The sequence below is a fragment of the Mesorhizobium temperatum genome (genome assembly GCF_002284575.1).
GTDB classification, from domain to species: domain Bacteria; phylum Pseudomonadota; class Alphaproteobacteria; order Rhizobiales; family Rhizobiaceae; genus Mesorhizobium; species Mesorhizobium temperatum.
In genome coordinates this window covers 78,330-105,083 of record NZ_NPKJ01000037.1, presented here as the reverse complement: position 1 = coordinate 105,083, position 26,754 = coordinate 78,330, and the positions used below count along the sequence as shown (strand labels likewise).

The following is a 26,754-nucleotide window of genomic DNA, read 5'->3' as shown; positions in this document are numbered from 1 at the left end:
CGCTCGCTACAGCGCTATCGAGGGCGCGCTCGCGAGCGGCTTCGCTACCGCCGAGCTACACCACCTGTAGGGACGCGACCCTCCTCAATTTCGCGCCATTCGGTAGCAACCGCCACCAATGCCGGATTTCGGACCTTGGTGAGCGAAACACTTGTGGCTGTATCTTCAGGCGGACTTCCTATGCGGCCAGCTTTTTGGCCTTGACCTTGAGGTTGACGATCAATCCATCCTCCGACCAGTCATATGCGATCGAGCCGCCAAGCTGGCCTGATACGCTTCGCGCGACCAGTTTGCTCCCGTAGCCTTCTAACCTGCTAGCTTCGACCTCCGGTCCGCCTCGTTCAGTCCAGACAATATTCACGTCCTCGTCGCGCTCGTGGAATGGCAGTCGCCGCCCCCTCGCCAACTCCCATGCGGGGAACCGCTACGCGAATGCGGCCGCTGAATGCTCCCATGTCTTCATATGGCGAGAGCAGAACGGACAGCAGGTCGCCCAGCAGCGCTGCCCGCCCCTGGTGACCCGGAAGCGGGCGCACAAGGTCGTGCGCCCGTCCAAGCGACGTTAGTCGCGTTGTGAGCTCTTTCGCCATTTCGGTGGCCGTGGTCGTGGACCGGGAGGTAATCTGGGTCAGTCAAATCGTCACTGTGAGGGGCGCTTGTCTTAAAGTCGGAACGTTTCGCGAACGCCCGAGTTTACTGCTCGGACTGCCCGCATCCGCGGGTGGCAAAAAAGGTGAAGAATGAGAACGATCAGCGGACTTTATGATACCTATGAACAGGCCACCCAGGCAGTCGAAGCTCTGGAGTATGCCGGGGTTTCAAGCAGCGACATCAGTCTTGTTGCACCGTCCGGAAGTGGGTCGGCAGAGATGCAGGATGCGGACGGCACAGTAGCCGGCGCGAGTGTTGGCGCTGCCGTCGGAGGTGTTGGGGGCCTGCTGGCCGGACTTGGCGCGTTTGCCATTCCGGGCATCGGTCCGGTTGTCGGCGTGGGGTGGCTGGCGACTACCCTGATTGGTGCCGCGGCCGGCGGAGCGGTGGGCGGCTTGCTCGGTTCCTTAACCGACGCAGGAATTGATGAGCACGACGCGCATGTTTACGCCGAGGGTGTCAGACGGGGGAAGACCTTAGTGATTGCCCGCGTTGATGAAGCTCAGGCGGATGCCGCGCAGGCCATATTGGGACAGGCGTCGGATGCAGCCGCACTGAGGCGCGAGTTTGAAGCTGACGGGTGGGCTGGCTTTGATGAATCGGCCGATCCATGGGATGAAGATGCTCGCAGCGAATATCGACGTAGTCAGGACGAAGATCCGATCATCACCCCGTTCCCCCGATAAGGCTCAAACGGAGCGTGAAGCCTGCCTCGTTATTGAGGCAGGCGTCCCCCGCTCCTCCCACATTGTGCCCGCCATCACTGCTGGGTCAAAGCACCGCGTTCCGGGCCTATTGCAAACTGGTGGGTCCTGTACGGTTCGTCGTTGGCTGGATCGTGAAAAGGACATGTTCCGTGGCCGGTTCCTCGACCATGGCGCCACTTCCCCAGCCGGGGCGTACCGGTGGCAGGGGTTGCGTAAAACTGTGGCCGGCCCAAGCTAATCGGCCAAATGAACAGGAGCCGTGATCCTGACCGGAGGCGGAACGCCCGCGGCTCCTAAAGTTGAGCTCTCATCCAGCTCGCGATCCAGTCAGTGAATTTTTCACTGAGCGGTCGACTTTGCCATTCCTGAAGACTGATCTGCCGCGACCGTTTAAGATCGTCCTGAAAGATCGCAATCTGTTCGGCGGCGAACTCCTCCCCGTAAATATTGAGGTTAGCCTCGTCGTTGAGCCGTAGCGAACGCTCGTCGAGATTGGCCGATCCCATGGTTACCCAAGCGTCGTCTACGATCACGAGCTTGGGGTGATACATAGTCGGCTGGAATTCATGTATCCGCACACCGGAACGCAGCAGGTCGCCCCAGAAATAGCGCGAACTTTTCCGCACGATCGGCACATCGGTGTTCTCGCTGGGAACTATGATGTCGATCTCGACGCCGCGTGCCCGAGCCGCAAGCAACTGTGCGAGAGCAACATCATCGGGCACGAAATACGCCATGCCGATCCGGATGTGGCGTTCCGCCGCCGCCAACGCCATCAGCATCATCTGATGCATTGATACCGAACCTTCGGGCTGCCACGAAATGACGACCTGCGCCCCTAAAGAGCCGCCCTCGTCCTGGGCCGGGTAGAACTTGCTGCCCTGCAAGACCTCGCCCGTCGCTTCCAGCCAGTTATCGGCAAACGCCGCCTGCATTGCAGACACTGCCGGGCCGGTGACGCGATAGTGAGTGTCACGCCATTCGTCGGCGTTGCGTGCGTCACCCAGCCACTCGTCGCCAATTCCAACTCCGCCGGTGAACCCGACAGATCCATCAACGATGAGGAGCTTGCGGTGCGTGCGATTGTTCACCCGGTCGAGGGTGTACCAGTGGAGCGGCCGAAAGCGGTGAAACGAAACCCCGGCCTGCTGCATGATGTCGATGAGGCGTTGGTCGAACGGAATGCTCCCCACCCAATCGACGAGGACGCGAACTGGTACGCCCTCCCGCGCCTTGTCGGCGAGAGTGTTGGCGAAGCGCAAAGCGATCTCTCCGGACCAATAGATGTAGGTTTCAAAGTTGACCGAGGACCGCGCTTCCCTGATTGCGCCGAGCATGGCCGGGAATATCTCATCGCCGTTTACAAGCGTTTCAACGCCATGTCCCCGGCGTACTTCGCCGCCGTAGACGGCCTCCATGGTCTCAAGGAACTGCGGGTCGGAAATGCCATAGGTATGTGGAATGCGTTGGCGTACTGCATGCTGCTCGGGAATGAGGTTGAGCGTAAGGACCAGCAACACGAAACCCAGGACGACCCCTATGGGAAGGCGAATGTCGAGCAGCCGTTTCACCCATCCCCCTTTAACTGCACGTGCATCCGCCGCGGAGCGCGGTGAAGCGCGCCTGCTTGCCGTTGGTCGAAATCCCCGGTCATGCGCAACTAATGACAACACAATGCAGTTCGAGAAAAGCGTCCTGTGAAATGACGAACAGTCCTGTTCGTTCCCGGTTTGTGATGCAAACGATTGCGGAGTGATGCGAACGGGCGAGCGAAGTAGTTCGCAAATTGCGCCAGCAATGGACCTCGTCGGGGGTGAGGGCTTCGCCGTCGACGCGAGCCGCGCGGCGGGTGCGGTGATGCAGACCGACTTATGCCGGGCAGACGGTGCCGGTGGTCGACCCTGTTAGCGGCTCATTTTTCCTGGCGCAGATTTTTGTCGCGTTGCTCGGCGCTTCCAATCTGACCCTCGCCTTTGCCAGCTCCAGAAGCTGCCCGACTGGATTGACGGCCGACCGCTTGGTACCCCGAAATGATGGAACAAGTATTGGAGCGGCGGGTTATCAGTGGCCTCCGACACGGCGAGGCTTCTACCAACCCGGAGACGAACACAATGGCAACCACGAAGAAGGCCGCAAAAACGGAAACGAAGAGCCTGGAAGACCTATTCCTCGACGGCTTGAAGGACCTGTATTACGCAGAGAAGAAGATCTTGAGGGCGCTGCCAAAAATGGCAAAGGGAGCAGAATCCGAAGAGGTGACGGCGGCTTTCGAGAAGCACCGCGCCGAGACCGAAGGCCAGGTCGAACGCCTCGAACAGGTGTTCGAACTCTTCGGCAAGTCCGCTCGTGGCAAGACCTGCCCAGCCATTGACGGCATTCTCGAAGAGGGCTCGGATATCCTCGAAGAATACAAGGGTGCTCCGGCCCTGGACGCTGGCTTGGTGGCAGCAGCCCAGGCGGTCGAGCATTACGAAATCGCCCGCTACGGCACCCTCATCGCGTGGGCGGAACAGCTTGGAAAGCCCGAAGCGGTGAAGCTCCTGAAGGCCACACTCCAAGAAGAGACAAAAACAGACGAAGCGCTCTCCGCCCTTGGCGAGCGCGGTGTGAACGAACGCGCATTGCAACAGGCTGCATAACCTGCGGAGGGGGTTGGCCTCGGCAAAGCTTGCGCCGCCAACCCCACGGGTTCTGCGCCTACAATTCAGACCGCCACATCATGGCGAGAGTGTCAGGTTATTGGTATGTCGGAGACCTATCCCCTAACCTACTGACCAATACAAGAAGCGATCTGCGACATCATCGTGATCTCGCGTGTTGCGGCTGCTTCTAAGTTGTGTGGCCATTGCTGCGCGGTTTGAGCATGAGAGCCAACGCAGTAGTTCGGAACAAGAACGCGCAGGAAACATTGTTCCCCGCTTGATCGCAATGCCAATACTACTGGAAGATCAGGCTACCTCTGAAAGGAAGCGGCGTGCCGCCAGCTGAGGTCATCGTCAGGCACGGACCAACTCCGCGTGAGTTCTGGATTGGTCTTGGCCGCGCCTTCGCCGGAGCGTTGATCTTCGCCGTACCGGTGCTGATGACCATGGAAGCCTGGGCGCTGGGCTTTCACCTTCACCCATTGCGGCTCGCCCTCTTGCTGGCTGTCACTTTGCCAATGCTGGTGTTGCTGCACAAGTATGGAGGCTTTCGCCAAACGGTGATGCTCGGTGACCGCATCGCCGATGCTTTTGTCGCCATTCTTGTGGCCACTGTCGCGGCTACTGCGGTGCTCTTTATTTTCGGCATCGTGACCGTCGAAATGCCGCTGCGGGAGGTGATTGGCAAGATTGCGGTGCAGGTTGTCCCAGGCAGTCTCGGAGCATCTTTGGCTCGCGCCCAGCTTGGCCCGGGCTCGTTGGAGGAGGAGCAGATTCCGGAGCCCGGCTACGCCGGAGAACTGTTCCTGATGGTGGTCGGAGCGTTGTTTCTATCGGTGAACATCGCACCGACGGAAGAGGTCGTCCTCATCGCTTACAAGATGCACCCTTGGCAGGAAATCGCTCTGGTGGTGGCAACCCTCGCTCTCATGCACGCCTTCGTCTATGAGTTCGAATTCCGCGGCTCGCACAGCCCCGAGCCAGGCGCTGGGTTCCTCAGCATCTTCTTTCGCTATGCGATCGTCGGCTATGTCCTGGTGATGCTTGTGAACCTCTATATCCTTTGGACGTTCGGCAGGACCGATGGCGTCGGGTTTTCGGAGACACTCAGTGCAGTCGTGGTTCTCTCGTTTCCAGGCGCACTCGGGGCGGCGGTTGCGAGGCTCATCCTGTGACAAAGAATTCCGCAAAGGGCGACAAGCAACAAAAGCAGCAGTCCGACAACAAAGGAATAACACGGAAACCAGGGACTTCGGTCACGGAGTGGATAGTCGCGGGTATAAGCTCCGTAGCCCTGCTTGCCGTGCTCAGCTATCTTGTTCTCGATGGCTTGAGCGGGCGCAACGGGACCGCCCAGATCGTTGTGCTGCCGCTCGAGGTCGCCGCCACCGAGGGCGGCTACGTGGTCGAGTTCGCCGCCGCCAACCGCGCGGGACAGTCAGTTGCTGCTGTCGAGATCAAAGGTGAACTCCGTAGCGGCGACGAGGTCGTCGAGGAGAGCAGTGCTACGCTCGATTATATCCCACAAAAATCCCAGCGGAAGGGCGCGTTGATCTTCCGTCGCAATCCCGAGGCTCATGACCTGCGTCTCTTTGCCAGTGGTTACAGTGAGCCCTGACCGGCCGGGGTACCGGCTGCGTGCCATAGCCTTCGGCAGCCGCACTCACCGTTTCGGATGCCGTGCGCATCCACTTGACCCGCACAGCGAATGAGGGCGCCTTTGCCGCTTGAGCTTGTCAGCAACAGCAATGCCCATGATGCCTGGTTTCGCGCGAAAGTTCTGCAGGGGCTCAAGGATACCCGGCCTGACGTCGACGACGCCGACGACGCGGTCTATTTTGCTTAACGGCGGACGGCAGGTCAGGCTGCGACGTGTGGCCTCGCAAGTTGAACGTCCGCTGTCGCTTTCCCTACGCCGCAAGCAGCCATTCCGCTAACGGCCCCACTCCAGCCATTCGCCACGTCGTCACTAACCTCAATCGGCGCGATCCCCATCGAAATCTGGAGAGCGAACGGCGGCCCAGGTTTTTAATAGGCGTGTCTTTGAGCTCGTTCATGGCTTCGCCCATTTTTCGCAGCGCAGTCGCCCTGCAAATGTGCGATCTTCTGCACGACACTCGGGTTTTGACGTGCGCTTCCCGCGGCAACTGAAACTGTGACCGGTCGCTGATGTTTTGGCCCGATCTTTCGCGAAGGAAGCCAACGACTGGTAGGCCTTGGAGAATCATGGCACGCTGGAGAAATAGGCGTTGTTAGCCCCTAGATACTCGACCCTCTAGGTCCTCTGGTTCTGGCCGGTGGAACAGGCTCAGAAATGGTTTGGCGGACTTAACGTCGTTCGATTTCATACGTAGGCGGCCATTGAAATTATTGAATTTTTTGCTCTGTCAGTTACGCAGTTTGTTACACAACACATTCCAGCTAAGCTGAATCGGAAGGATTCGTTTGTTATCCGCGGCTGCCGGGGGCGTCGCGTCGTCGTGGCCGACCATATGACCATGGCAAATTGCGACCTGCCCCACTCAACTTTCATCCAGCGGCGATCCGTGACCAACTCGATACGTTGCTGGACGAGGCTGCGCGTTCGAAGATGACCTTGCGCGAGGCCATGGCCTTCTTTGTGTCGCGGAGATCGCCCGGCGCAACGAGCGGCGCATCTCCATGTCGAGCAAGCTCGCGTGCGCGAACTGGATGGCTTCGACTTCGATGCCCATCCATCGCTGGATCAGGGGCAGATCAGGGAGCTGGCTACCTGTCGCTGGATCGCCTCTGGCGACACGGTTCTGTTCCTCAGTCCGCCGGGCATGGCAAGCAGAGCGGAAGCTCAACGAGCAAAGATCTGATGGCTGCCATGCGGAGGACTTTGCAGGCATCTGTGAGCCCTACAAAGCACCATTGGGAAGGGAAATCATGGCTTTCATGAAGGTCACGGCATTTCCGACCAGAAAGACTCGATCTTCGGTCAATTCACAATCAAGCCATCCGCCTCGTGCCGACGCCTGAAAAGCCATGAGCCTTTTGCGCCCTAGCCGCTCCCCCCAGTAAGGAACCAGCGTGGCATGAATTGACCCGGTGACTGGATCCTCGGGAATGCCGGCTCCGGGGGCAAAGTAACGGGACACGAAATGCGCTCGCCCGTTGTCGGCTTCCTGCCCCGTCACGACAAGGCCCACACGTCCGAGGCGAGCAATCGAGGCAAGGTCAGGGACAAAGCTACGCACAGCATCCGCGCTGCCGAGATCGGCGAAGATGTTCTCGAAGTTTCGGAAGATGCGGACAGGTGGATTGTCGAAAACACGTGCGATTTCTGCGGGAAGCGTCTCCAATGGCTCCGGGGGCAGACGGGGAAAGTCCAGTCGGTAGCCATGCGGGCCTTGTGTAACTCGCAACTCGCCGACGCGCGTGTGAAAGATAAGCGGAGCTTCGGCCTTGGCCTCGGTCAGTAACACATGCGCGGTTGCCAGGGTGGCATGGCCGCAGAAATCGACCTCATGCGCCGGAGCAAACCACCGCAAATCCCACGCGCCATCCGACCGCGCTTTGGCGAAAGCGGTTTCGGCAAGATTGTTCTCTTGGGTGATCGCAAGCATCAGGTCATCTGGCAGCCAGTCGTCGAGCACCAGAACGGCAGCAGGGTTCCCCGCAAAAAGCCGGTCGGTAAACGCGTCTACCTGATACATGCGCATGGGGACATCCTCGTTTCAGACGGCCGACCTTTTAATTCCGAGGAGCCCTCATCTGCCAGCCGGTCAATGGCAGCTGTGGGTCCATCGCGTCGTCCCATCGTATCGGTTGTCAATGGCCGCAAAGGTCCGAGAGCTGATTTAGGCTTCCGGCGGGTCGTGGTCGCGGCAGCCCCTTCGCCTCTTGCTACCCTCGAGGCGGATCAACGCGCTGTCCGCCTCTTCCGCCTCCTTGGATTTTACAGGTCCCGCCGCGGCGGCACTTCGCTACCGACCGTCACCGCTCGGCAAGGGCTCGTGCCAAGAGCTCGCCGGCCTGACCGGCGGCCTCAAGCCCCCGGCGTGTGCCCTCCAAGTCGGCGGCGTTCTCTTCCTCATTCAGTTTCCATGCTCCCTCGAGGCGCTCGACGCGAAATTCCAGACCGACAATGCCCCGCATCATGCTGTCGATATATTTTTGCGGCGCATCCGACACGCTCCAGGGCGCTGTGCGCGTGGCCTCGTGCCGGTCGGTCAGGTCTTCAACCTGGCGGCGCAGCCAGGCCCTATCCTCAATCGCGGTCAAGGTTCCGTGCGCGTGTATGGCGATATAGAGCCATGTGGGAACGACCTTTCCCGTCCCGCGCTTGGTCGGATACCACTGCGGCGACATGTAGGTGTGAGGGCCCTGAAAAATCGCGAGACTGGCGCTGGCCTCTGATACCCGCCAATGCGCGTTGGCACGCGCGACGTGGGCCGCGAGGACCAGGCCTCCATCCGGAGCCTGCCGCGCGATGGTCGGCACATGCGTGGCCTCGATGCCTGCAGGCGTCGGCGTCACGACCGTGGCGAAGCCGATCTCGCGGATCGCGGCCAGAAGCACATCGGGGCGGTCTTCGACAGATAGACGGGGCCGGTACATCTTAGTTTCTCTCGACTGCGCGGCTTAGGCAGGGGGTGGTCGTATTCAACCCAGCGATTTCGATCTGGGCATTAGGGCACAGCGCCTCAATCACTCCGGTCAGTTGCGCCCCTGCGGCCCTCAGCCGCTCCCCAGGCATGGGCTCGAGCGCTTCGAGCACAAGCCAAAGGGAGCGCGAAGCGGTCGTCACCATAGTCCGCCGCCCCTGCCGCCAGTTCCAGCGGCGGCAGGTGACTCCGGCGTCATCGCACCAGACGACTTCGCCCGGCTCAGGATGCTCGGTGACCGGTTCGCCTTGTTGAACGGTGTCGAACGGCTCGGCCCCCGTCGCGATCAGAAGTCTCGGAAGACCCCGATAGTGGTCGAGGTCTTCACCCCCAACCGGAACGCCGTAGAGCACGCTGACGGCGTTGTAGGCATCGACCAACGGGGAAATCCGTGGCAATGAGCCATCCTTGCGTATCCGCTTGAGAAGCGCCGCAGCCGAGCAGGGTGTTCGATTAGCGTTTGCACCGAGGGCCCTGTAGGCTTCGGCCCAAGCTGCAAGATGCGCATCCCGTTGGGCATCGTCGCCAAGCGCGGCATGTTCCGCTGCCGCGATCACGTCGGCGAGCGCCGGGGCCTGCGGCACGTCGACTTCCGCGTTTCGCACGACGATGCTCAGCAAGTGAAAGTTCGGGTGTCGGGCGTAAATCTCGGGGGCGATCATGGGCGTGAAAGACATGGGCTGCTCCGTCCTGCGGGAAGGTTCTGCGTTGCGGTTCATTCAGGGCGAAGGGAGCGACTTCAAATAGCGAATGCTGCGTCCGGCACTCACCGCCTGCGCTGCATGCGCGATGGCGTTCGCGTCGAGCCCGTGGTGACGATAGAGTTCTGAAATCGTGCCGGTCTCGCCGAAATGCTCGACCCCCAGGGCCTTGACGCGATGACCGTTCACACCGCCGATCCAGGCAAGCGTAGCGGGGTGACCATCGATCACGCTGACGATCCCGCAATCGCGCGACAACGGCGCCAGCAGGCGCTCGATGTGGCTCGTCGCGTCCTCTGTTCCGCACTGCCGGGCACGTTCCGCGGCCTGCCAGCCCGCATTGAGCCGATCAGCGGATGTAATCGCCAACAGCCCGACATCGCGCCGGTCTTCCGCCAGAAGACCCGTCGCGGCAATCGCTTCCGGCGCGACCACGCCCTGGTAGGCGATGATAACGCTGGCGTTCGGTCCGGGCGGGCGCAGCCAATAGGCACCGTTGACGATGTCGCGCGCCAGCTCCGCACCCATGTCGCGATGAGGCTGCTCCAGCGGCCGGGTGGACAGGCGCAGATAGACCGATCCGCCCGTCTGATCACGCAGCCACGTCGTTTCATCGGGATCGCCTTCGCCGTTCCGCTGCATGTAGTCGAAGGCGAAACGCATGATCACCGCGAGCTCATCCACGAAGGCCGGCTCGAAGGCGCAGAGCCCGTCCTGTGCCATGCCGATCAGCGGCGTGCCGATCGACTGGTGCGCTCCTCCTTCGGGGGCGAGGGTCACGCCGGAGGGGGTGGCGACCAGCAGAAAGCGCGCATCCTGGTAGCAGGCATAGTTGAGCTGATCGGCCCCGCGGTAGATGAACGGATCATACACAGTCCCGATCGGCAGCAACCGCACGCCATTCACGGAATGCGACAGCCCCAGCGCCCCGAGCATGATCATGAGATTGGATTCGGCGATGCCGAGTTCGATGTGCTGCCCCTTGGGCCCGAACTCCCAGGTGTAGGTTGAAGGGATACGCTCGGCCTTGAAGGTATCGGCCATGCTCTCGCGAGCGAAGAGTCCGCGTCGATTGACCCAAGGGCCGAGATTGGTCGATACCGTGACGTCCGGGGAGGTCGTGACGATGCGCTCGGCGAGCGGCGTTTCATTGCGCGCAATCTCGTTCAGGATCTGGCCGAAACCCATTTGCGTTGAGACCTGCTTGCCCCCCTGTGCCGGCGCGGGCAGCGCCTCGGGAACCGGAACCCCGGGCGCAGTGAGCCGGCGCTGGCCCTCGCTGAAGAACGGCGCTTGGGCGATGAAGGCCTCTAGTTCTGCCGGAGGCAACGTCGCCGCGGCCCATTTGTCCCATTCCTCGCCGGGCCGGACTCCCATCCGCTGGCGGAAGCCTTCCATCTGGGCGGGCGTCATCTGGCCGGCATGGTTGTCCTTGTGGCCGGCCAGCGGCAAGCCGTAACCCTTGATCGTGTAGCAGATGAAACAGACCGGTCGGTCATGCTGCGAGGCCGCCTCGAAGGCTTCGAGAAGGCTCGGCAGGTCGTGGCCGCCCAAGTTGACCATGAGCGCCTGCAACTCGTCGTCGGAACGGCGTTCGATTAGCTCGGTGACCGGCCCCTGATCACCAATCTCGTCGAGCAGCCGCTTCCGCCAGGCCGCACCACCCTGAAAGGTGAGCGCCGAATAAAGCTGGTTGGAGCACCGCTCGATCCAATCGCGCAGCTTCTCCCCTCCCGGTTCGGCAAAGGCGGCCTGCTGGAGGGAGCCATGGCGAAGGATCACCACTTCCCAGCCGAAGTTCTTGAATATCTGCTCGAACCGCTGCCAGAGACCTTCGCGGATGACCGCGTCGAGCGACTGACGGTTGTAGTCCACGATCCACCAGCAGTTCCGCAGCCCGTGCTTCCAACCCTCGATCAAGGCCTCGTAAATGTTGCCCTCGTCCATCTCGGCGTCGCCGATCAGGCTCACCATGCGCCCCTCGGGCCGACCCTTCATCCAACCGTGAGCGGACACATAGTCCTGCACGAGGGAGGAAAAGAGCGTTTGAGCGACCCCCAGGCCCACCGAGCCGGTCGAGAAATCGACATCGTCCACGTCCTTGGTCCGCGAGGGGTAACTCTGGGCGCCCTTGTAGCCGCGGAAGTTTTCGAGTTTCTCGCGCGTCTGATTCCCCGACAGATACTGAATCGCATGGAAGATCGGCGCGGCATGAGGTTTGACCGCCACCCGGTCCTGCGGACGCAGCGCAGAGTAATAGAGCGCAGTCATGATCGTGCCGAGAGAGGCGGAGGAGGCCTGGTGGCCACCAACCTTGATCTCGTCGCCTTCGCGGACGTGGTTGGCATGGTGGATAGTCCATGCGGCAAGCCACGAGACGCAGCGCTCGATCTGGCTGAGATAGGCGAACTTCGATGTCATCCAAGTCTCCGCAACTGATGCGTCGTACCGGTGCTTGCGGATAGGGCTGTCTTCACAGATCGAGTCTCAGCACGCCGGTTGCGCGCGATATACATGGGATAAAACGATGAGTCCGAGCCTCCTTGGACAGGACAGCATCCCGATGGAGCGGCTGCCCTTCCAGAATTCCGCATTCGCAGGTTCCGCAAACCCCGTTCTCGCACGACGCTATGAGCAGTACGCCGGCGGCGCGCAGCGCTGCCAGTGCCGAGGTATCGGCCGCGACAGGAACGACTGTCCCATCGCGGAGGGTGATCGTGAAAGGTTCGGGTGGCGCACCGTCCTGCTGCGGCGGCTGAAAAGCCTCGAAATGCACGGCTCCTTCCGGCCAGTGCGCGCTCGCCCGCTCCACGGCCGCCATGAAGCCCGGTGGACCGCAATAATAGAGCTGTGCGTCGGAGGAACGCGTCGATAGCAAGGATTCAAGATCCTGTCTGGTGTCCGGTTCGTCGTCGAAATGCAGCCACACAGTGTTGTCGTCGAGCTCCCGCTCGATGACCGACAACAAAGGCATGAGTGCTCGGCTGCGGGTGAAGTAATGCAGCTCGTACGGCTTGCCTTGCCGCTCCAGGGCGCGCGCCATTGCCAGGATCGGGGTGATCCCGATGCCTCCCGCCAACAGCACGGTTGGCCCTTCGCGTGGGGCAAGCGGAAAATGATTGCGAGGAGCAGAAACCGGGAGCGTGCATCCGACGGCCACTGCCTCGTGGATCCACGCCGAGCCGCCGCTACCAACGTCTTCGCGCTTCACCGCGATCGTGTAGCGGCTCAGATCTGTCGGATCGCCGCAGAGCGAATACTGGCGAACTTTCCCATCAGGCAAATGAATATCGACGTGAGAGCCCGGTTCGAACGGCGGCAGCAAAGGCTTGCGCGTGTGTTTCAGGTCGATGACCAGGACGTCGCCTGGCTCCTTGCGGGCGGCGGTCACGGTCAGTTTCATGATGATGCGGGGCGAGGCCATATCGATTTACTCGTCAACTGGAAGAATCGGATCACCGGGGCGGATCACGCCGCCAACCTCGATCGCGCAGTTCAGGCCAGAGCGGTTCAGAAGCCCCTCGTAGAGACCGGGAATGCCGAGCAGTTGCTCGATATACTTGCAGGGAAAATTCATCCGCGCCGCCCGCAGGACGGTTTCCCCGATCCGGAAACGCTTGCCGACCAGATGCCCCAACGGTACGCCGCGCGTTGTCAGGTTCCGCCGATGATCTTCGGGCGCGAGCTTGGCCTCGAAACCCGGAATCTTGGGCTCGCCCTGTGCAATGGCTTCCAGGACTTCGACCTCGATCAGCGTCACTTCGCGCACGTCGGGTTTCGGAGAGTAGGTCCCCGTGCCAAGATAGTATCGGTCCCCAACAATGCCGCGCCCCGCAACGAGTTGTGCCTCCATCAACTCTTCCATCTCGTAGGACGCCGCAGGTGCGACATGGATGTGGAGCAGCGTTCCTTGCCACGTCATGCTTCTTCGCCCTCCATGACCGCAGTCGCGGCGTCCAGCTTCCAGCCGGATCTGAGGATATCCTCGAGATGTCCGTTCGCCATGTTTGCTTCCGCGCTCCGGGGGCAGGGTCGCAGCCTGATCCGGCAAAACCTCTGCCCGGGAACTGGCCTGACTGACAGAGCCAGTTTTTGCGATTTTGCCTGATCCAGTCAGCAATCCCGCAGATCGCCGAACGTCATAAGTCAGGCCCGTTTCGCCGTGCCGGCCGACACCTTGCGTGCAGCCGAAGTGTCCGGAGAGTTCCTTCTCACCCGTTCGACAGCGTCCGTGAGGAATCGAACGCCGTTCTCGATTTGCCGTGTGGTCAAGGCGGAATAGCCCATCACCAGTCCGATCCGGTCGGCGCGGCCTTCATCCGTTTCGCCGTAGAGCGGCGATATTGAATGGACACCCACGCCTTCTCGTCGCGCCTCTTCAACCAGCACGTCCTCCAATGACCGACGGAGGTCCTTGAACCAGACGACGACATGCAGCCCGGCATCAGCGCCTTCGATGACGATGCGGTCTGCGAACGCGCGTCGAAGGGCGGCGAGCAGGGTCTCTCGGCGCTCGCCGTTCAGACGGCGGACGCGGCGCACATGGCTTTCATAGCCGCCGCTCTCGATGAGCGAGGCCAGGGCCTCCTGCTCCGCCACCGGAGAATGCCTGTCCAGAAGCTGCTTGGCCGTCGCGAAGACGTCTTGCAATTCCGGCGGAACCACGAGGTAGCCGATGCGCAGCATCGGCGACAGCGTCTTGGAGATCGTGCCTAGATAGATGACGGAACTGCGGTCCTCCAGCTTGTGCAGCGGGGGCACCGGACGAATGTCGTAGCGGTACTCGCCATCGTAGTCGTCCTCGATCACGTAGGCGTCGTTGCGCCGGGCCCATTCGAGGAGCTGATACCGGCGCGAGACCGGCAAGACGCCGCCGAGCGGAAACTGATGCGACGGCGTGACATAGGCCAGCCGCGCCGTGATCCCCTCAAGCAGCTCCGTCTTCATCCCATCTCCATCGACGGCGACAGAAACAGGCCTCGCGCCTGTGCTGGCAAAGACCTGGCGCGCCATCCTGTAGCACGGGTCCTCGACCACGAAGCTGTCGGAAGGATCGAGCAGCAAGCGCGCGCAAAGGTCGAGACCCTGCTGCGAGCCGCTTGCGATGATGATCTGCTCGACCTCGCAGCTTAGGGTTCGGGCGCGCCACAAATATCCCTGCAGCGCCTGACGCAGGCGAGGCGATCCGCGCGGATCGTCATAAGCCAGGCGCCCAGGGCGTTGCGACATCGCCGTGTTCATGGCGCGCTTCCACATCAGCGCCGGAAAATCGGACGGCGAGAGGTCGCCATAACGGAAATCCACTTTCAACCGGTTGGGCAGGTAATCCGGCCAAGGCGAACTGGCCCGCAGTCTCTCGCCGTAGGCGGAAAGATGAATCGGGCCGGCGCGTTTTGAGACGGTGCTGCTCGCCTGGTGACCGATCAGCGAAGATGCAACGCGAGGTCGTGCGCCTTGACGGACTTCAATGAAACCTTCTGCGGCCAACTGCTCGTAGGCGACGGTGACAGTCGTTCGCGAAACGCCGAGTTCATTTGCGAGGCCCCGCGACGACGGCAACTGACTGCCGGTTTCATAAACACCGCCAAGAATCTGGTCTCGAAGCGCCATGTAAATCTGGCGTGCACCCATCGCGTGCACACGGCCAGCGGAACCGGGATCTTGAGACTGGACCATTTCAATCATCGCCAACTGGACATTTCATATAAACCAGTTTGAGCGCATTCTGCCGAAAATCCAAGAGGACACCACAGACCGATGACCCGCACGACCGATCAAACAAAAATGTATGCTCCGGAGCGGTCGCAGAGCGACGCTGACCTCGGCTTCGCCACCCGCGCAATCCATTTTGGCTATGATCCGGTCGGATTTTCGAACGCAGTCCAGCCTCCAGTCTTCCTGACCTCTACATACGGCTTCGAGAGCGTGGCGGCTAATGAGGCTGCAGCCGCGCTCGGCGGCAAGCTCTATGCTCGCGAATACAATCCGACGACGGAAATCCTTGAAAAACGGCTCGCCAATCTCGAAGGAGCTGAAGCAGGGCTGGTCGTCGCCTCGGGGATGGCGGCTTTCGGCACGCTGATCCTGTCGCTGCTGTCCCAGGGGGACGAACTCATCGTCCACAAGACCCTTTACGCGAACACGCTCGCCATGGTCGAACAGGCGGTCCCGCGTTTTGGGATCAAGGTCGTCGCGGTCGATCTGTCCGAGCCAAACAATCTCGATGGCGCGATCACCGACCGCACCCGGCTTGTTTTCTTCGAGACCCCGGTCAACCCGCTGAGCCGCATCCTCGACATCGCCGAAATCGCCGAACGCGCCCACGCGCGCGGCGTAAAGATCGCGGTAGACAGCACCTTCGCCTCGCCCGCGCTCCAGCGGCCGCTGGAACACGGGGCAGATATCGTGATCCACTCGCTGACGAAGTATATCAACGGCCACGGCGATGCTCTCGGCGGGGCGGTCTTGGGTGACGCGAAAACACTCCACACGCTGCACGAAACCGGTCTGCGCTATATCACCGGTGCAGCACTCTCGCCCATGTCAGCGTTCATGATCCTGCGCGGGCTGAAGACGCTGACGATCCGCATGGAACGCCACAGTGCCACCGCGCTGACCGTCGCTCAGGCGCTCGAGGTTCACCCGGCTGTGGCGTGGGCGAGTTACCCGTTTCTCGACTCTCATCCCGATCAGGCGATTGCCCGAAAGCAGATGTCCAAAGGATCAGGCATGTTGGCTTTTGGCCTCCACGCAGGGTTCGAGGGGGCGCGCCGGATGATGGATCGGCTCAACCTGATCACTCGAGCGGTCAGCCTCGGTGATGCTGACAGCCTCATCTACCATCCGGCCAGTCTGACACGTGCCCGTAAAAGCATCCGCAAGGATGCTCATCTTGCCGATGGCGTCGGCGAGGATCTCATGCGTCTCTCGGTCGGTCTGGAAGACGCTGAAGACCTGATCGTCGATCTGAGGCAGGCGCTGGACGTGCTCAGATAAGCGGGTCCCATCTCGCTTCCAACAATGGCTCTCATGCAGAAATCTGGAGCAACGCAATGGCATTCCTGAGCGGGCTTTCCGCATTCCCCATCACGCCGAGTGATCGTGACGGCCGCATCGATACAAAGGCCCTGCGCAAGCTGGTTACACGGCTTTGCGCCGCAAAGGTCGATTCCATCGGCCTTCTCGGCAGCACCGGCACCTACATTTACCTCACGCGCGAGGAGCGGCGACGGGCCCTTGCCGAAGCTTTGGACGAAGCCGGTGGGCAGACGCCGATCGTGGTGGGCGTGGGCGCGCTGCGCACCGACGAGGCGGTAAGGCTTGCGCAGGACGCCAAGGCCCTCGGCGCTGCCGCGGGGTTGCTTGCGGCTGTCTCGTACACTCCGCTCACCGATGACGAGGTGTTCGAACATTTCTCGGTCGTGGCGCGCGAAGGCGGCCTTCCGATTGTCATCTACGACAATCCCGGAACGACGCATTTCCATTTCACTCCGACGCTTGTTGGCCGCTTGGCCAAGGTGCCGGGGATCGTCGCCATCAAGAATCCAACCGACAAGAGCGATGCGATCGACAGCCATCTGGCCGGGCAGAGGAGCATCGTGCCGGAAGGCTTTTCGATCGGCTGCAGCGGCGATTGGAATGCCACCGAAGCCATGATCGCCGGAGCCGACACCTGGTACAGCGTCCTTGGCGGCATCCTGCCTGAGGTCTGCATAAAGATTGTCAGATCGTCGCAGGCGGGCGATGCGGCCGAAGCACGCCGCCTCGACGCCGCATTGACGCCAATTTGGGATCTCTTCAAACAGTTCTCCAGCCTTCGCGTCGTCTATGTGCTCGCCGAATTGCTCGACATTTGCCGCGCCGAACCTCCGCGCCCGGTCCTGCCGCTCTCTGCTGTAGCAAAGCGTCAGATCGTCGAGGCGCTGGAACGCCTGCCGGCGGGCACTGCTCGATGAACCGCGAAACCGGCCGACAGTGAAGGAACCGTCATGTATGTACCCCCACATTTCGACGAACCCAGCCAAGAGGCTCTCCACGATCTGATCGAGACGAGCGCCCTCGGCGTATTGATCACCCATGGCATGAGCGGGCTCGATGCCAATCACGTTCCCTTCGAACTCAACCGGGCGCAGGGAAGGCACGGCGCTCTGCACTGCCACGTCGCTCGTAACAACCCAGTCTGGCAGGACGTCTCGACCGGCGATGAGGTACTCGTCGTGTTCCGCGCGGCCGACGCCTATATCTCGCCGCAATGGTATCCGAGCAAGCAGGAGTTCCACCGGCAGGTGCCGACCTGGAACTACCTCGTTGCACATGCATACGGACGGATCACCGTCCGTGACGACGAGAGCTATGTCCGTCACAATGTCGCCAGACTGACCCGCAGGCACGAGGCGGCCCACGCTGTCCCATGGAAGATGGGTGACGCGCCTCGGGATTTTATCGACACAATGGTCAAGGCGATCGTCGGGCTCGAGATCGAAATCACCCGTCTAGTGGGCAAGGCCAAGCTCAGCCAGAACAAAGAACCGCGCGACATTCGCAATGCCGGCGAAATGCTGAACGCCCAAGGCGACCGGAGCGTCGGTCAGGCGATGCTTGCAGCCGCTGCCCGGAAGTCCGAACAGGGCTGAGGAAGTTTGCCCCATCGCATCGTGACGAATGTCAGTGAAGCCCTGCTGGCCGCGGAGACCCAATGATGCAAGCCGGCCAGCGCGCTGCCCCGAGCGGCGGTGCGAGCGCAGGAACATCGCACGGCGAGCACAACGGCCCAGAATGCTGAGCGGCGCAGACCCATGGCTGCCGGCGGTTGACACCTCCGAGCAGCGAACCGATATCGCCGCACCACCCACGCCAGTCATCGGGGCTCGTGCGATGGCGCGCACGTGACCGTCTGTTCGGTTGAAAACCTGCTTGACATCATCGCCCAGAGGAAGCCGTCTCGATCCGCCGGCCCTTGTGGTCAGACGAGCACCGGAAAAAGCCACCTTTTCACGGACTGACCTCCAATTCGCGCAACTATCTATGGGAAGCAAATTTTTCGATCAGCCATGCTCCAGCGGGACCTAGGGCCTTTTCCTTCCTGTAGGCGATAACCAATGGGAAGCTTGGCATCAAATCAGAGCCCTCCCAGCTTTCTGGTCTCAGCTCGATCAACCGTCCGGCGGCAATATCCCCCTCAACCCGTGACCGTGGCATTGAACCCCAGCCGACGCCGGCGAGGATGAGGTCGTATTTCGTCTGAAGGTCGTTGACGCGCCACCGGTTGGCTGCATGCACGCCATAGTCTCGCCCACTGTCAACTTGGGGAGCTGGGCTAATAACCAATTGGGTGTAGTCCCGCAGGATCGTTGCGCTGAATGGCCCGTCAATTTTGCCAAGCGGATGCGTTGGTGCCGCGACCGGAACCAGATCGATCCGCCCGCACACCCGCCGCTCGAATTCATCAGGTTGGCGCTCAGCAAGCAAACCCAGGTCAGCTGTTCCATCGCGTAAGGCTTTGGCCGCTGCATCGAAGGTTTCGGTCAAGATGCGAATTTCGACGAAAGGGAAAGCCCGGGTGAATTCCCCAAGCACATGGCTCAGCAGCGTCGCTGGTGCGTAGGAGACAATTGCAAGGGTGAGTTGTGCCTCGAGCCCCTTTGAAATTCCTTGCGCCTGGTGCCGCCAATCTGCGACATCGTCAAGGATTCGCCGCGCGCGCGGTACCAAGGCTTTGCCCGCATCCGTGAGAACCGGACGATAGGCGGAGCGATCAAAAAGAGGGAACCCGCTCTGTTCCTCCAATTTCTGAATGGTGTAGGTGATCGCTGATTGCGCCCGGTTCATTCGCCGAGCAGCTGCGGCAAAGCTGCCTTCTTGGACGACCGTGACGAATACCAGGAATTGGTCGAGGGTGAGTGCGTCCATAGTCATGCCCAAAGATCTGAACGTTTTTCAGAGACGATCCAAGATTCTCACGGTTCAAAATTCTGATGCCGAGTGCGAGTGGCTTCGAGGCCACCTGCCCACAACTCTGCCAGTCGTCTTTGCCTTTGCCTCCGTTGATTGTTGGCCAGGAGCCTCACAAAGAATGGTGCCCGCAGTTCGTCGACATAAGGACGATTCCGCCCGGAACGCCATGAACGGTACCAGCTACTATATCAGTTTATTTGAATGACTACACCGAATTTTAATCACTTTCTTTGGTGGTGTGGCGATCTAAAATCACTCCAACAGGCAGGAAAAAATGCGCCAGCCCGACGTATGTGCTGCTCCCTGCTTGCTCCCCCGAGAGGTGGTGCTTTTCAGCCTATGGAGTTATCAGATGTCAAATACCTTGAGTTTTGCGCCTACACAGCCAGCAGGGAAGCCGCTGAGAGCCGGGCTGTGGGTCGCCCAACTGCTCGTTTTCACGTCCTTTACCCTGTTTGGTGGCATGAAGCTGTTCATGCCGGTCGATCAATTGGCGGCAATGTGGGTCTGGCCCGGCGCTGTGCCCCCATGGTTCCTGCACCTTATGGGTCTCATCGACATTGCGGGTGGATTTGGCGTGCTTTTGCCTGCGCTAACTCGGATTCAGCCACGCCTCACCGTTCTGGCTGCACTCGGTTGTGTGCTGCTGCAAATCGCAGCAACAATCTTTCATTTATCGCGAGGTGAAGCCTCGGTCGTGCCGCTCAACATCATCCTGCTCGCCCTTTCAGCGTTCATTCTGTGGGGCCGCGGTAAGAAAGCTCCCATCCCGCCGCGCGGATGAGAGTCCGAGAGAGTGAAACCGCAAGCTGTCCTATTGCTGCGCCATCATGTCCGGGGTGGCTGACTCCTCGCACCCGGAGTTGAAACCTCAGGAGAGGCGCGCCAGCCAAGTGCGGGCGCGCATTACAGTCCTGAAGTCCTCCAAAACTACGCAGCGCTGGATCTCTTGCCGGCCCCGGCTTCTTCCTGCCGGTGCGCGTCCTGTCGCGCCTGTTTAGACGCCTCCTCCTGGAAGAACTGCAGGCCGCCTATGAAGCGGGCAGGCTGAACTTCTTCGGCGAGATCGCCGATCTTGCGGAGCCCGCCGATCAATCGGCGGCTTGCCGAGGTCCGCCGCCGTGAGTGCAGCGGTTGCCGCGGGTTCGCCAACGGGGTTCTGGCGCATGTCAGGACACCCGGCGGTCCAACAAGCCCTGCGCATACTAATTCGACGAGTTCCGTCTTCCCGTCTCTATGTCTCCGCCCAAGCTTAATTCGGTCGACCCGCCTTGGTACGTGACCCGTATGCCCGGCAGCGGGGGAGGGGCGCCGCCGTGAGGCGTCCGCCATCCGATCAATGTCGGATTTCCGACGGTGTCGGGTTTCCGATTGGACAGAAAATCCTCTAACTCATTGTTTTAATAAAAATTTCGTCTCTGGCACGGTCCATGCGTGGGGGTCTCCGAACGCATCAGCGAGACGCCGTCCCATGATCATGCTCACCGAAAATGCCATCGCCGCAGAGAAGACCGCGCTCTCGGGTCCGCCAGGCCGGCGGAAGGCCGAATACAGGACCTGCACAGGGATAGGGCCGCTTCCGTCGCGGCCGGGAAACAGCCATTCTTACTGTGGGGGCAGCCGCCGGTAGCCCCGTAAGATGCGCCCGACAGCATCACATAGCGGTGCGTGCCAGACCCGGATGACGCCGGCCCGCTGTCGATGTCGCCGACCTTGAGACCGACGGCTCGGAGGCGCGCAGGCCTTTGGCTTACTCGCACATCCGGTCGGACCGCGGCTCGAGAATGCCCGCGAGGGGGAGTAAGCCCAATGGCTATGGCCGATATTCGCCGCGAGCATGCCGCTAAGTTTGGGAAACACCTATAGGAGCAAGACAAGTGGAGTTCTCTTGCGTTGGGGTCGGAGCCGGGCCGTCTAATTTGAGTCTTGCGTGTCAGATACACGAAGAAATTGGGCAAGGGGCGCTGTTCCTGGATCGGCAGGTCGACTTCCGCTGGCATCCAGGCATCGCATTCGATTCCTCGGAGCTCCAGGTCAGCCACTTCAAGGATCTGGTCACGCTGGTGAACCCGCGATCAGCCTACACTTTCGTAAACTACCTGTATGAGAACGGGCGTCTGTACCACTTCCTGAACGCACAGTTCGACGCCGTGCTCAGAGCTGAGTTCGAGCAATACCTGAACTGGGCCTTCCACAGGAACCCACTTGTCCGTGGCGGCGAGAGGGTGCGCGAAATCCGCTTTGACGGCGAGTTTCGGGTGAGGACGGATAACGCGGTTCTCGGCGCCAGAAACGTCGTGGTCGGCATTGGCAAGCAGGCGCAAATTCCGCCTCAGTTTCAGGGCTGGACTGGACGCAACCTGTTCCACTCATCCGTTTTGCTGGACATCCATCCTGAGGTGCGGAAAAAGCATGCCTGCGTGGTTGGCGGAGGCCAGTCGGGAGCCGAGGTGCTGCTGCACCTTGTCGGCCTGCCGAAAGAACGGCGGCCTCAATCGATTACCTGGGTCTCGCAGCGCGAAAACTACCTGCCTCTCGACAACAGCCCGTTCACAAACGAGTTGTTCATGCCCTGCTTTTCGGATCGTTTCGCGGCGATGAGCGAGTCGCAGCGCAAGCTGTTCCTCCAGCGTTTCGTGCTTGCCTCGGACGGCATTTCGGAAAGCACGTTGCGCGCGATCTATCAGGCGCTGTACCGCCACGCATTTCTCGAGCCAAACCGATGCGACATCACACTGCGGCCGGGTTGCAACGTTTCGCGCTGCATCAACGCCGGCGCGGGTCACAGGCTGACCCTGCAGCACGGCATCGAGGTTGAACAAGTCACGGCCGACATCGTCATCCTGGCCACCGGTTACGAGAACGCGGTGCCAGGCTTCTTGGAACCGATCGCGGACCGGCTGGAACAGATCGACAACGAGTTGGCTGTTCGCGAGGATTTTTCGGTGTGCTGGGACGGACCGCGTGAAAGACGCATCTTCGTACAGAACGCGAACCTTGGGCAGCGCGGGCTCGCCGATCCGAATCTTAGCCTGCTGGCCTGGCGCGCGCGCCGCATCCTCGACAGCCTTCTACGGCGCGCGCCATGCGCGAACCCCGAGCATCCTGGCTTCATCAGCCGTACCTCCATCGAGAGCTGGCCCGACCCCGTGGCCGAAGAAATGGGCAGCGGGATATGACTCATCGACTACTGATCATCGGCGGTGGCATCCAAGGAATGATGTCCGCCTCCGATGCGGCGAAGGCCGGAGCCTTCTCCGAAATCATCGTGACTGAACAAGCCTTTGGACCAATCGGCGCATTGCATTATTCTGGGGGCGTGCATTTCCCCTATCTGACGCGATGATCGACATGCATGCGCAAGCAAACAGTCCTCTCGACACTCCTAGCAGGCTGTTGAAAAAGTGCCTCGCAGCGAGGCTGTGAGCGTGATTCAGTGTCTGCGGAAAGATTCGGAGAACGAGGCATGCGCGGCGGCGACGAACGGTCTGGCGAACTGTTCAGTTATGTTGATCTCGAGGCTCGGGTGCGGCGCGATCATCCGTTGCGCCGCATTCGGGCGATTGTGAACGAGGCGCTGGCAGCGTTGGAGCGGGACTTGGCGGCGCTGTATTCGCCGATGGGGCGGCCTTCGATCCCGCCGGAAAAGCTGCTGCGAGCGATGCTGCTACAGGCGTTCTACTCGATCCGCTCGGAGCGGCTTTTGATGGAACGGCTGGAATACGACCTTCTGTTCCGCTGGTTCGTCGGCATCGGCGTCGATGACGCGGCCTGGGACCATTCGGTGTTCTCAAAGAACCGCGACCGGTTGCTGGAAGGTGATATCGCGGCGAAATTCTTAGGCGCAGTGCTGGCGCAGCCCAAGGTGAAGAAGCTTCTGTCTACGGACCACTTCTCGGTCGATGGCACACTGATCGAGGCGTGGGCATCGATGAAGAGCGTCAAACCGAAGGACGGCCCAAGCGGTGGTCATGGCGAGCCGCCGGCTGAAGGGGGCGGGCGAAACGCGGAAGCGGACTTCCATGGCCACAAGCGCTCCAACGACACACATGCCGCGACCACCGATCCGGATGCCCGGCTCTATCGCAAGGGCAAAGGCAAGGAGGCCAAGCTGTGCTTTATGGGACATGGCTTGATGGAGAACCGCCACGGCCTGCTGGTCGACGCCTGCCTGACACTGGCCGACGGACATGCTGAGCGGGTGGCCGCACTGCACATGATCGAACCTCGAGCGGAGCGGCCACAGGTGATCACGCTCGGCGCCGACAAGGCCTACGACGCGGAAGACTTCGTCAATGAGCTGCGCTCGATGAGGGTGACGCCGCATGTAGCGCAGAACACGAGCGGTCGCAGTTCCGCGATCGACGGGCGCACGACGCGGCATGGCGGCTATGCCGTCAGCCAGCGCATCAGGAAGCGCATCGAAGAGGCATTCGGTTGGATCAAGGTCGTAGCCGGCCAGCACAAGACCAGGTTCCGCGGTCGCGACCGTGTCGGATGGGCCTTCACCTTCGCAGCCGCTGCCTACAATCTGGTGCGACTGCCGAAGCTGCTGGCGGTGCCAGCATGAGCGCGCCCGCGGGCTGCCAGCTGGTCGGCCACTGGCGCATCGTCGAGGCCGATCTGTGGGACCGCGGCTATCTCAACCTCTGCGGTCCGGCCACGATCACCATCGGCGATGACAACAACGGCGAGATTGCCTTTGGCGCCCTGCAAGCCGGCCTTGATCTCAGTTACGGCCCATCAATGGTCTTCTTCACCTGGAACGGCTGCGACGAGATGGACGAAGTCACAGGCGATGGCCATGCCGAATTGCTCGACGATGGCTCCATCGAAATCACGTTTGCCTATCACAACGGCGATGAGGCCATCCTCAAGGCCGCGCGACATACTTCTTCAACAGCCTGCTAGACGTGCTCGGTCACCTCGCCCTCGATCGCCAGGCGTGCCCGAGCGCCGGTCCAATCGGCAAAGACCGCGGACGTCACCGGCTTGCGTGGTTACGTACGCCGGCAGGAAGATCAAGGACCGCAAGCACCATATCATCACCGACACCGGGGGGCACCTGGTCGGGTTGAGGGTGCATACGGCGGCTGTCGCTGGTTCAGGGAGAGTCGCTCAACGCGATCTGCCGAGACTTGAAGGTCTCGCAGAAGGGGCAAAGTCCTGCGTTTTGGCGAGACGGAGTTCCGCTAAGAGCGCAAGCTTCAGCCTCGTATCGAGCTACTACGAAGAATGCGATCCGAACTGCAACGTTGATCGGCCGCAATCCTCCATAACTAGCCCGTCATCGGACGGTTCGACAAAGGGCAGCTTCAATCCTGGACGCAGTCGACCCTACCGCTGACGTCGGCTCTGCCGCAGCAGCCATGGCAGGCGCCGCTTCCATCGTTCACCTCGCGGCAAAGGCACATCTTTCTGCCACCGCTTCTTACTGCGGGTCCGTCTGACTCCAGCCGGTGCGTTCGATGCCTCCGGAATCCTTGAATCCTCAACCGCCGGCAGCTCGGGAAGCGATGCGTCGGGCATGATCACGTGCTTGGCGTCGGATACTGCTTCACCGGTCGTGAGCATGGGCTGAGAACGAACATCTTCACCAGGAAAAATCGGCTGCGGCGTCGCTTCAGCGGTCGCACCTGCCATCTTCGTTTCCGCGACATCGTTCGCGATGGCAGCCAGGTCGATGCCACCCCAGATCGACTGTGGCCGCTTCACGAGCCCACGCTTCTGTTTGATCTCGACGACAAAGGGTCGCTGCTGCTGCCTCATGGTGGTGCTCTCGGAGGGCTTCAAGGAGTTGCGAACGTCGTCTAGGCCGATCGCCCGCCTTCGTCCACCCGTCCCCACGCATTTCCAATGGTTTTCGAAGACGTTGCCGCCGTCCGAGCCACGACTCAAGTGGCTTGCCGCCGACGGCCCGCGCTCCCGCTGACCTGTGGCAAATGCTCGCAAATCGGCGTTCCGGACCAACTTCGCGACAAACCGAACGACCGCACCCCACCGATACCGTTAAACGTCACCTCGCATCCGTGGGTCGGGTCGATACGTCCTTTTTTATGGGTTGAGAAGTCGCGACAGGTGACGCTGACCAGGCTTGTTCCGCAACCCTCGTTTGTTTCTCGTTGATCCAGATGGAGCGGGGCACGAGCAGTTGCAGCCGCCGATTACACACAGGTTCCAGGCAGCTTTGCTGCGCTCGGTTTGCCGAAAAGCAGATCGGCGCCTTCTTACTGGTTGCGACGTCTCTCAAACCGGGACGGACGCCTATGCTTCAGACTATGACGCCGACAACAGCCTGATCCTGGTCAATCTCATGCGCGCCAACCGCGGCGCCGGATTGTGGAACCTCTCGCGGGCGGTTTGTACAACAAACACCAGGGTCATCAGATCAAGCAGGAAGTCGTCGATCGCTTGGGCGGCAGGACTATTGCGATGCTCGTCCTGCACTGCGGTTAATAGCGACGCATCCCGCCGTCGTGCGCGTGCTGATCCGCCCGCTGTTGGCGCATCCATGCGGCCTGAACCGCTTCGGTTCTCACGGGATCAGCGTGAGCGTCGTGCTGGCGCCGTCAAGGCCGCTGCGCCGAAGGCCGCGGTTCAGCTGGCCTCAAGCTGAAAATTCGAGTCCTTCACGGGGACCAATTCCCTTGCCTCGCAGAACCTGTTTCCGGCGGATCTGCAAGGGCAACCAGGCTTCGGTCCAATCAAGCATGCTGCGACCGCTCACGGTGCGATCCTCGCACCCAAATCCAGCCGCTTGTGGATCTCCAATGAGGATGGAGGGCTGCAGCAGGACAGAAGCAGAACGGGCCTGTTCTAGAGGCTCGTATTCCTAAGCAAAACATCGCCCTCCACTCCGCGTGGATAGCGGGTCACCAATTCGAACGAAGGCAAAAGATCAAGAATGGCTTGCAGGGACAGCTGCCCTTCATAGAGCTCGTGGTCGCTATATTCCGTGTAGATAAAGCGCGTGTTGCTCAAGGTCTGTCTGCCGCCAGCAATGACATCTGACTCGGCTCCCTGCACATCCATCCAGATGAAATCGATCTTGTTCAGGTTCGCTTCGCTGCACCAGTCGTCAAGCCTTCGAGTTTCAACTGAGATGGGGCGATCGAACCGAACCCAAGCATGTTCGACAAGATGATTCTTGGGTCGGCGTATCGAGCCAGATTGGTCCCATTCCTTTGCGCTTCCTTCTCCATTGCTTGGATGGAAATCAATCGTGCCATTTCGGTTGCTGAGCGCAATTTCAAACAGTTTCACCTTGTCCAGGTACGGATTCATGTTTTTCTTAAAGCGAGCAGCCGCGCGTGGGTCTGGCTCAAAGCAGTAGAGCTGAGCCTTCGGGCAAAGCCTGAGAAAACGTCGCGTATCGGTTCCGTCATTGCAGCCGATGTCCAAGATGACGGGATCGGGTTTTTGCAGTAGTGAAACGATATGCCGATGTACTTTTAATGAAGAGATCGGT

25 protein-coding genes and 4 pseudogenes are annotated in these 26,754 nt (G+C 60.8%); 16 read left to right on the top strand and 13 right to left on the bottom strand.

Annotation, left to right across the window (positions count from 1 at the left end):
- Positions 1-178: 178 nt before the first annotated feature.
- Both CIT26_RS37515 and CIT26_RS37510 read right to left on the bottom strand, forming a co-directional pair.
- Positions 179-361, bottom strand: a complete 183-nt coding sequence (locus CIT26_RS37515; RefSeq protein ID WP_245319339.1) for a hypothetical protein — start codon at positions 359-361, stop codon at positions 179-181.
- The gene (locus CIT26_RS37510; RefSeq protein ID WP_245319334.1) at positions 342-590 is read right to left on the bottom strand and encodes a hypothetical protein; all 249 of its coding nucleotides are present in this window, start codon (positions 588-590) and stop codon (positions 342-344) included. The genes CIT26_RS37515 and CIT26_RS37510 overlap by 20 nt, the downstream gene beginning before the upstream one ends.
- A 150-nt stretch (positions 591-740) precedes the next feature.
- Here CIT26_RS37510 and CIT26_RS10550 point away from each other — a divergent pair, with 150 nt between their 5' ends.
- Positions 741-1,337 carry a general stress protein gene (locus CIT26_RS10550; protein ID WP_095492518.1) on the top strand — a complete coding sequence of 199 codons (597 nt, stop codon included), beginning with the start codon at positions 741-743 and terminating at the stop codon, positions 1,335-1,337.
- Positions 1,338-1,651: 314 nt separating this feature from the next.
- Here CIT26_RS10550 and CIT26_RS10545 read toward each other — a convergent pair whose 3' ends face one another.
- Positions 1,652-2,929, bottom strand: a complete 1,278-nt coding sequence (locus CIT26_RS10545; RefSeq protein ID WP_245319333.1) for a phospholipase D-like domain-containing protein — start codon at positions 2,927-2,929, stop codon at positions 1,652-1,654.
- 540 nt (positions 2,930-3,469) lie between these two features.
- Here CIT26_RS10545 and CIT26_RS10540 point away from each other — a divergent pair.
- The 5 genes and pseudogenes from CIT26_RS10540 to CIT26_RS10520 form a co-directional block, all read left to right on the top strand.
- Entirely contained in the window at positions 3,470-3,997 is a 528-nt protein-coding gene (locus CIT26_RS10540; protein ID WP_095492517.1) for a YciE/YciF ferroxidase family protein, read from the top strand.
- Between the two features lie 335 nt (positions 3,998-4,332).
- Positions 4,333-5,175: a TIGR02587 family membrane protein gene (locus CIT26_RS10535; RefSeq protein WP_095492516.1), complete on the top strand. Its 843-nt coding sequence runs from the start codon at positions 4,333-4,335 to the stop codon at positions 5,173-5,175.
- Entirely contained in the window at positions 5,172-5,618 is a 447-nt protein-coding gene (locus CIT26_RS10530) for a TIGR02588 family protein (RefSeq protein ID WP_095492515.1), read from the top strand. The genes CIT26_RS10535 and CIT26_RS10530 overlap by 4 nt, the downstream gene beginning before the upstream one ends.
- 44 nt (positions 5,619-5,662) lie before the next feature.
- Positions 5,663-5,846: pseudogene (locus CIT26_RS10525) on the top strand (type II toxin-antitoxin system RelB/DinJ family antitoxin); the annotation flags it as partial.
- A 660-nt stretch (positions 5,847-6,506) separates the two neighbouring features.
- Positions 6,507-6,804: pseudogene (locus CIT26_RS10520) on the top strand (ATP-binding protein); the annotation flags it as partial.
- 78 nt (positions 6,805-6,882) lie between these two features.
- On the opposite strand, the gene CIT26_RS10515 reads toward CIT26_RS10520, so the two are convergent.
- From CIT26_RS10515 to pdxR, 7 genes are all read right to left on the bottom strand, one after another.
- Entirely contained in the window at positions 6,883-7,686 is an 804-nt protein-coding gene (locus CIT26_RS10515; protein WP_095492514.1) for a PhzF family phenazine biosynthesis protein, read from the bottom strand.
- A 274-nt stretch (positions 7,687-7,960) separates the two neighbouring features.
- Complete coding sequence (locus tag CIT26_RS10510) at positions 7,961-8,584, bottom strand: FMN-binding negative transcriptional regulator (RefSeq protein WP_095492513.1); 624 nt, start codon at positions 8,582-8,584, stop codon at positions 7,961-7,963.
- A 1-nt stretch (position 8,585) separates the two neighbouring features.
- A complete protein-coding gene (locus tag CIT26_RS10505; RefSeq protein ID WP_095492512.1) occupies positions 8,586-9,308 on the bottom strand; it encodes a B3/B4 domain-containing protein in 723 nt (240 codons plus the stop codon).
- 42 nt (positions 9,309-9,350) lie between these two features.
- Positions 9,351-11,753 (bottom strand): transketolase, encoded by a 2,403-nt coding sequence (locus CIT26_RS10500; protein WP_095492511.1) that lies wholly within the window; start codon positions 11,751-11,753, stop codon positions 9,351-9,353.
- A 52-nt stretch (positions 11,754-11,805) separates the two neighbouring features.
- Entirely contained in the window at positions 11,806-12,756 is a 951-nt protein-coding gene (locus CIT26_RS10495) for a PDR/VanB family oxidoreductase (RefSeq protein WP_095492510.1), read from the bottom strand.
- A gap of 6 nt (positions 12,757-12,762) precedes the next feature.
- Complete coding sequence (locus tag CIT26_RS10490; protein ID WP_095492509.1) at positions 12,763-13,254, bottom strand: MOSC domain-containing protein; 492 nt, start codon at positions 13,252-13,254, stop codon at positions 12,763-12,765.
- A 224-nt stretch (positions 13,255-13,478) separates the two neighbouring features.
- Entirely contained in the window at positions 13,479-15,017 is a 1,539-nt protein-coding gene (pdxR, locus tag CIT26_RS10485) for a MocR-like pyridoxine biosynthesis transcription factor PdxR (protein WP_095492508.1), read from the bottom strand.
- Positions 15,018-15,089: 72 nt separating this feature from the next.
- On the opposite strand from pdxR, the gene CIT26_RS10480 reads away from it, so the two are divergent.
- From CIT26_RS10480 to CIT26_RS10470, 3 genes are read left to right on the top strand one after another with little or no spacing between them, the layout of a single operon-like run.
- Positions 15,090-16,328, top strand: a complete 1,239-nt coding sequence (locus tag CIT26_RS10480) for a trans-sulfuration enzyme family protein (RefSeq protein ID WP_095492507.1) — start codon at positions 15,090-15,092, stop codon at positions 16,326-16,328.
- Between the two features lie 56 nt (positions 16,329-16,384).
- Positions 16,385-17,287 (top strand): dihydrodipicolinate synthase family protein, encoded by a 903-nt coding sequence (locus tag CIT26_RS10475; protein WP_095492506.1) that lies wholly within the window; start codon positions 16,385-16,387, stop codon positions 17,285-17,287.
- A 33-nt stretch (positions 17,288-17,320) separates the two neighbouring features.
- Positions 17,321-17,965 (top strand): FMN-binding negative transcriptional regulator, encoded by a 645-nt coding sequence (locus CIT26_RS10470; RefSeq protein ID WP_095492505.1) that lies wholly within the window; start codon positions 17,321-17,323, stop codon positions 17,963-17,965.
- Between the two features lie 385 nt (positions 17,966-18,350).
- Here CIT26_RS10470 and CIT26_RS10465 read toward each other — a convergent pair whose 3' ends face one another.
- On the bottom strand, positions 18,351-19,241 hold the full coding sequence (locus CIT26_RS10465; protein ID WP_167391360.1) for a LysR family transcriptional regulator: 891 nt from the start codon (positions 19,239-19,241) through the stop codon (positions 18,351-18,353).
- Between the two features lie 397 nt (positions 19,242-19,638).
- Here CIT26_RS10465 and CIT26_RS10460 point away from each other — a divergent pair, with 397 nt between their 5' ends.
- From CIT26_RS10460 to CIT26_RS38700, 7 genes and pseudogenes are all read left to right on the top strand, one after another.
- Positions 19,639-20,070: a DoxX family protein gene (locus CIT26_RS10460; protein ID WP_095492526.1), complete on the top strand. Its 432-nt coding sequence runs from the start codon at positions 19,639-19,641 to the stop codon at positions 20,068-20,070.
- Positions 20,071-20,221: 151 nt separating this feature from the next.
- Positions 20,222-20,372: pseudogene (locus tag CIT26_RS37505) on the top strand (transposase); the annotation flags it as partial.
- A gap of 791 nt (positions 20,373-21,163) precedes the next feature.
- The gene (locus tag CIT26_RS10450; protein ID WP_095492503.1) at positions 21,164-22,465 is read left to right on the top strand and encodes a lysine N(6)-hydroxylase/L-ornithine N(5)-oxygenase family protein; all 1,302 of its coding nucleotides are present in this window, start codon (positions 21,164-21,166) and stop codon (positions 22,463-22,465) included.
- The gene (locus tag CIT26_RS38705) at positions 22,372-22,632 is read left to right on the top strand and encodes an FAD-binding protein (protein WP_143747825.1); all 261 of its coding nucleotides are present in this window, start codon (positions 22,372-22,374) and stop codon (positions 22,630-22,632) included. Before CIT26_RS10450 ends, CIT26_RS38705 begins: the two co-directional genes overlap by 94 nt.
- A gap of 120 nt (positions 22,633-22,752) precedes the next feature.
- Positions 22,753-23,856: an IS5 family transposase gene (locus tag CIT26_RS10445; protein WP_095492502.1), complete on the top strand. Its 1,104-nt coding sequence runs from the start codon at positions 22,753-22,755 to the stop codon at positions 23,854-23,856.
- On the top strand, positions 23,853-24,197 hold the full coding sequence (locus CIT26_RS10440; RefSeq protein WP_095492501.1) for a hypothetical protein: 345 nt from the start codon (positions 23,853-23,855) through the stop codon (positions 24,195-24,197). Before CIT26_RS10445 ends, CIT26_RS10440 begins: the two co-directional genes overlap by 4 nt.
- 51 nt (positions 24,198-24,248) lie before the next feature.
- Positions 24,249-24,384: pseudogene (locus CIT26_RS38700) on the top strand (IS5/IS1182 family transposase); the annotation flags it as partial.
- 239 nt (positions 24,385-24,623) lie between these two features.
- Here the strand turns inward: CIT26_RS38700 and CIT26_RS10435 are convergent.
- Both CIT26_RS10435 and CIT26_RS10425 read right to left on the bottom strand, forming a co-directional pair.
- Positions 24,624-25,055 carry a hypothetical protein gene (locus CIT26_RS10435; RefSeq protein ID WP_095492500.1) on the bottom strand — a complete coding sequence of 144 codons (432 nt, stop codon included), beginning with the start codon at positions 25,053-25,055 and terminating at the stop codon, positions 24,624-24,626.
- Positions 25,056-26,102: 1,047 nt separating this feature from the next.
- A complete protein-coding gene (locus CIT26_RS10425) occupies positions 26,103-26,750 on the bottom strand; it encodes an FkbM family methyltransferase (protein WP_095492525.1) in 648 nt (215 codons plus the stop codon).
- Positions 26,751-26,754: the final 4 nt, after the last annotated feature.

What these genes read in the sequence shown, in the direction of transcription:
- CIT26_RS10480 (WP_095492507.1), top strand. Translation starts at nt 15,090, where the DNA reads ATGACCCGCACGACCGATCAAACAAAAATGTATGCTCCGGAGCGGTCG.
- CIT26_RS37510 (WP_245319334.1), bottom strand. Translation starts at nt 590, where the DNA reads ATGGCGAAAGAGCTCACAACGCGACTAACGTCGCTTGGACGGGCGCAC.
- CIT26_RS10465 (WP_167391360.1), bottom strand. Translation starts at nt 19,241, where the DNA reads ATGGACGCACTCACCCTCGACCAATTCCTGGTATTCGTCACGGTCGTC.
- CIT26_RS10495 (WP_095492510.1), bottom strand. Translation starts at nt 12,756, where the DNA reads ATGGCCTCGCCCCGCATCATCATGAAACTGACCGTGACCGCCGCCCGC.
- CIT26_RS10445 (WP_095492502.1), top strand. Translation starts at nt 22,753, where the DNA reads ATGCGCGGCGGCGACGAACGGTCTGGCGAACTGTTCAGTTATGTTGAT.
- CIT26_RS10460 (WP_095492526.1), top strand. Translation starts at nt 19,639, where the DNA reads ATGTCAAATACCTTGAGTTTTGCGCCTACACAGCCAGCAGGGAAGCCG.
- CIT26_RS10510 (WP_095492513.1), bottom strand. Translation starts at nt 8,584, where the DNA reads ATGTACCGGCCCCGTCTATCTGTCGAAGACCGCCCCGATGTGCTTCTG.
- CIT26_RS10550 (WP_095492518.1), top strand. Translation starts at nt 741, where the DNA reads ATGAGAACGATCAGCGGACTTTATGATACCTATGAACAGGCCACCCAG.
- CIT26_RS10475 (WP_095492506.1), top strand. Translation starts at nt 16,385, where the DNA reads ATGGCATTCCTGAGCGGGCTTTCCGCATTCCCCATCACGCCGAGTGAT.
- CIT26_RS10440 (WP_095492501.1), top strand. Translation starts at nt 23,853, where the DNA reads ATGAGCGCGCCCGCGGGCTGCCAGCTGGTCGGCCACTGGCGCATCGTC.
- CIT26_RS10505 (WP_095492512.1), bottom strand. Translation starts at nt 9,308, where the DNA reads ATGTCTTTCACGCCCATGATCGCCCCCGAGATTTACGCCCGACACCCG.
- pdxR (WP_095492508.1), bottom strand. Translation starts at nt 15,017, where the DNA reads ATGATTGAAATGGTCCAGTCTCAAGATCCCGGTTCCGCTGGCCGTGTG.
- CIT26_RS10500 (WP_095492511.1), bottom strand. Translation starts at nt 11,753, where the DNA reads ATGACATCGAAGTTCGCCTATCTCAGCCAGATCGAGCGCTGCGTCTCG.
- CIT26_RS10435 (WP_095492500.1), bottom strand. Translation starts at nt 25,055, where the DNA reads ATGAGGCAGCAGCAGCGACCCTTTGTCGTCGAGATCAAACAGAAGCGT.
- CIT26_RS10490 (WP_095492509.1), bottom strand. Translation starts at nt 13,254, where the DNA reads ATGACGTGGCAAGGAACGCTGCTCCACATCCATGTCGCACCTGCGGCG.
- CIT26_RS38705 (WP_143747825.1), top strand. Translation starts at nt 22,372, where the DNA reads ATGCGCGAACCCCGAGCATCCTGGCTTCATCAGCCGTACCTCCATCGA.
- CIT26_RS10470 (WP_095492505.1), top strand. Translation starts at nt 17,321, where the DNA reads ATGTATGTACCCCCACATTTCGACGAACCCAGCCAAGAGGCTCTCCAC.
- CIT26_RS10540 (WP_095492517.1), top strand. Translation starts at nt 3,470, where the DNA reads ATGGCAACCACGAAGAAGGCCGCAAAAACGGAAACGAAGAGCCTGGAA.
- CIT26_RS10515 (WP_095492514.1), bottom strand. Translation starts at nt 7,686, where the DNA reads ATGCGCATGTATCAGGTAGACGCGTTTACCGACCGGCTTTTTGCGGGG.